General features: G+C 74.8%; 5 protein-coding genes. 2 read left to right on the forward strand and 3 right to left on the reverse strand.

Features of this window, described 5'->3' with window-relative positions; genetic code table 11:
- Positions 1 to 206: 206 nt before the first annotated feature.
- Positions 207 to 866, reverse strand: a complete 660-nt coding sequence (locus VR44_RS37110) for an MBL fold metallo-hydrolase (protein ID WP_094192163.1) — start codon at positions 864 to 866, stop codon at positions 207 to 209.
- Between the two features lie 143 nt (positions 867 to 1,009).
- On the opposite strand from VR44_RS37110, the gene VR44_RS37115 reads away from it, so the two are divergent.
- Positions 1,010 to 1,918, forward strand: a complete 909-nt coding sequence (locus VR44_RS37115) for a GlxA family transcriptional regulator (protein WP_045952081.1) — start codon at positions 1,010 to 1,012, stop codon at positions 1,916 to 1,918.
- On the opposite strand, the gene VR44_RS37120 is transcribed toward VR44_RS37115, so the two are convergent.
- Together VR44_RS37120 and VR44_RS37125 are read right to left on the reverse strand one after the other, a co-directional pair.
- On the reverse strand, positions 1,902 to 2,369 hold the full coding sequence (locus VR44_RS37120; protein WP_045952077.1) for a nucleoside deaminase: 468 nt from the start codon (positions 2,367 to 2,369) through the stop codon (positions 1,902 to 1,904). The two genes, VR44_RS37115 and VR44_RS37120, sit on opposite strands and share 17 nt — an antisense overlap.
- Positions 2,366 to 3,232 (reverse strand): TIGR03619 family F420-dependent LLM class oxidoreductase, encoded by an 867-nt coding sequence (locus VR44_RS37125; protein ID WP_045952078.1) that lies wholly within the window; start codon positions 3,230 to 3,232, stop codon positions 2,366 to 2,368. Before VR44_RS37125 ends, VR44_RS37120 begins: the two co-directional genes overlap by 4 nt.
- 94 nt (positions 3,233 to 3,326) lie before the next feature.
- On the opposite strand from VR44_RS37125, the gene VR44_RS37130 reads away from it, so the two are divergent.
- Positions 3,327 to 3,800, forward strand: coding sequence for an Lrp/AsnC family transcriptional regulator (locus VR44_RS37130; RefSeq protein WP_045952079.1), 474 nt, complete (start codon positions 3,327 to 3,329; stop codon positions 3,798 to 3,800).
- Positions 3,801 to 3,931 lie beyond the last annotated feature (131 nt).

Consider the following 3,931-nt stretch of genomic DNA (forward strand, 5'->3'; position numbering starts at 1 on the left):
ACGCCGACCCGGCCGCCAGCAGCAGGGCACGACGACTGCTCGGGAAGCTGCCGTGGTCGCTCATCGGAACCTCTCCCGCGTACGCCCGGGGCCGCCGACCCGGAAGGCCGCCCACCGCAGCCCACCGTGCCGCACCCCGCCACCCCGCCCCGCGACCGACACACGGCCGACCGGGCGTTCCCGGTCCCCGCCCGCACCGCGGCCGGCTACAGCGGAACGCCGTCGCCCGGCTCGAACGGGGCGCCGTGGCCCGGCACGATCAGGTCCGCCGCGGCCAGGACGCGCCGGCGGGCGGCGCGCAGCGCCTCGCGGTCCGGGGCGACCGGGCCGTCCGCCGGCGCCGGGCCCTCGGCGTGCCACCACAGGTCGCCGGCGAAGGCCACCACCCCGGACTCCGTGCCCGCCAGCAGGGTGATGTCCTCCAGGCTGTGACCCGGGGTGTGGATCAGACGGAGGGAGGGGGTGAGTTCGTACCCCTCGGCGTCACGGGCCGTCCACTTGTGGCCCAGGTACTCCGCCTTGTGGTCGTGGATCCTCGCCTTGGGGAAGAGACCCACGTTCATGATGTTGTCCGGGTGGTGGTGGCTCAGCACCACGTCCGTGATGTCGTCGGCGCCCAGACCCAGTTCGGCCAGCGGGTCCAGGATGTGACCGGGGCTCGCCACCATGCCCGGGTCGAAGATCACGTGCCGGCCGCCGTCGCCGGCGTAGGAGACGGTGGCGGCCACGCCGGGGCCGGTGGAGCCGACGTAGCCGGTGTTGAGGACCGCGTAGACGGCGCTGCGGCCGAGGGGCGCGTCGGGCCGTGCGAGGGTCCGGGCGTCGGTGCGGACTTCGGTCGGTGCGGTGTTCAGTGCTTCGCTCATGACCCCAATTCTTTTCGCCGTGCCGGGTGCGCCACGAGTGGCGTTGATGACACCGATCGCAGGATTCGTGCCACACCTGGCAGACTGCCCCCGTGCAGCAGCCCTTCCTCACCGTCGCCGCCTACGCCCCGCCCGGCGTCGGCATGCTCGCGGTCGGCATCGTCACCGAGGTGTTCGGACCGAGGGGGGAGGGGATGCCGGCCTTCGACTTCGCCCTCTGCTCCGACCGGCCCGGCGCGGTGCCCACCGACCTCGGGGTGCCCCTCGCCCTCACGCACGGGCTGGACCGGCTGGCGGAGGCGGACCTCGTCATCGCCCTGCCCTGGACCGGTTTCCGCACACCGCCCGCCCCGGCCGTCCTCGAAGCCCTGGCCGCCGCCCACGACCGGGGGGCGCTCGTCGCCGCCCACTGCGTCGGCACGTTCGCCCTCGCCGCCGCCGGGCTGCTCGACGGCCGCCGGGCCACCACCCACTGGCGGTTCACCGGACTGCTCGCCGACCGCCACCCCGCTGTCACCGTCGAACCCGACTCCCTCTACGTCGACGAGGGGCGCATCGCCACCGGCGCCGGAGCCGCCGCCGGCTTCGACATGTGCCTGCACCTGATCCGCCGCGAGCACGGTGCCGCCACGGCCAACGCCGTCGCCCGGGACATGGTGCTGCCCTCCCACCGCGACGGCGGACAGGCCCAGTACGTGGCCGCGCCCGTACCGGAGAACTGTCAGGACGACCGCCTCGCCGAGGTCCTCGCGTGGGCCCGCGCCCACCTCCACGAGCCGCTCCCCGTCGAGGAGTTGGCGCGGCGCGCCCTGATGAGCAAGCGCTCCTTCGCCCGCCGCTTCACCGCCGCCACCGGCACCACCCCGCACGCCTGGCTGCGCGGACTGCGGCTGAGCAGCGCCGAGGAACTCCTGGAGACCACCGACCTGCCCGTCGAGGAGATCGCCCGGCGGGTCGGCTACGGCAGCGCGGCCGTCCTGCGCGAGCAGTTCGTCCGCCGCCGCGGGGTCCCGCCCCGCTCCTACCGCAGGTCGTTCACGAACTCGCCGTAGGGGAAGGGCGGTCCGGGGAGGGGTGGTAGTACGGCTCCACCACCGCCCGTACCTCGTCCGGCAGCGCCGGGCCGTCCTGCGGCACGGGCGGGCGGCCGGAGGCCGGCCTGATCCCCAGCAGCTGCTCGCCGGAGAGGGCGAACACCACCCGCCGCAGCCCGGCCAGCCGGATGACCGGCGCGCACATCGAGCAGGGCTCACAGCTGGTGTACATCGTGGTGCGGGCTGCGGTGTCCGCGTCCAGCTCCCGCGCCGCCCACTGGGCCAGCTTCAGCTCGGGGTGCGCGGTGATGTCGCGGCCCGTGACGGTGGTGTTGCGCTCCTCCGCCAGCACCGTCCCGTCGGGGGCCGCCAGCAGCGACCCGAACGGCGGGTCGCCGGCCTCGCGGGCCTCGGCCGCGAGGGCGATGGCCCTGCGCAGGAGGGCGTGGTCGCCCGGGGTGACGGTCACGGCAGCTCCGTCGCGTCGGAGGGGCGGGGGGCGAGGTGCGCGGCCACGGTGGCCAGGGCCTGCCAGGCGGCCTGCGGGCGGTGCGTCTCGTCCGGGTCGCCCCCGTAGGGGTCGAGGACGACGGACTCGGCGCCCAGGAGGCGCAGTTGCGCGAGGTCCTCCATGACCTGGTCGACCGTCCCCTCGCCCGCCAGGCGCTCGGGCCCGTTGACCGGTGTACTAGTGAGCCGCAGCGCGATGCGGGGGGCCAGTGCCGGTACGGGCAGGCCCTCCTCGGCGGCGTACTCCTCCAGCCGCTCCACGGCCCCGCGCAGCCACGGCACGGTGACGCGCAGCGGATGCCAGGCGTCCCCGAACCGCACGGCCCGCCGCATCCCCGCCCCGCTGTTGCCGCCCACCCACACCGGGATCCTCCGGTGGCCGTAGGAGGCGGTGTCCGCCCAGGCCGCCCGGACCTCCCGCAGGTGCTCGTCCGTGATCCGGCCGCGCCGCTCGAACGGCACCCCCAGCGCGGCGAACTCCTGCCGCGCCCAGCCCACCCCCACCCCGAGGACCAGCCGTCCGCCGCTGAGGTCGTCGAGGTTGGCCGCCATCCGGGCGGTCAGCAGCGGGTGCCGGTACGGGGCGATCAGCACGGTCGTGCCGAGCCGTACCCGGGTGGTGATGCCGGCCAGCCAGGAAAGGGTGGTGAACGGCTCGTAGAAGGGTGCCGGATAGCGTTCGGCGACATCGGGCGTGACCGCGACGTGGTCCGAGACCATCAGCAGGTCGAAACCCAGGCCCTCCACCGTGTGGGCCCATGCGCGCAGGAGGCCCGGGTCGGTGCCCGGGCCGAAATTGAGGACGTTGACTCCGATCTCCACGCCGCCGAGCCTAGCCAGCCGGCACCCGCTCCCAGAAGGGATTCCTCCCGGTCCAGGGGGCGTTCGGCCGTGGATCAGCCGGTAATCTGGGCCGATGACCGAGAGTCTCGATCCGACGGACTGGGCGATCCTGGACGAGGTCCAGCGCGACGGCCGGATCCCCTTCACCGAGCTGGCCCGGCGGGTCAGCCTGAGCGCGTCGGCGACCACCGAGCGGGTCCGCCGGCTGGAGGCGCTCGGGGTGATCACCGGGTACCGGGCGGAGGTCGACCTGGAGCGGACCGGGCACGCCGTACTGGCGGTGGTCCGGCTGAAGTACCCCGGTACCCGGCACGAACCGCTGCACCGGCTCCTCGCGGAGCGGCCGGAGATCCTGGAGTGCCTGCGCACCACCGGCGACGACTGCTACGTCCTGCGGGTGGCCGCCACCTCGATGGGACACCTCGAAGAGGTCGTCGACGCCCTGGCCGGGTTCGGGAGCACCACGACGAACCTCGTCTTCAGCCGGACCCTGCCGCTGCGCGGCCCGCGTGCGCCCCGGCGGGCGGCGGACGGGCGTCCGCTCTGACGGACCGTACGCCCGTGCCCGGCGTCCGCGGGTGCGGACGCCGGGCACGGGCAGGGGCAGCCGTTGAGGGGGCCTCAGCCCTCGTGCCGGGCGGAGGTGATGTCCCGGCGGATGCCCTCGTATAAGAGACA

The organism is Streptomyces katrae, from assembly GCF_000966975.1.
GTDB classification, from domain to species: domain Bacteria; phylum Actinomycetota; class Actinomycetes; order Streptomycetales; family Streptomycetaceae; genus Streptomyces; species Streptomyces katrae.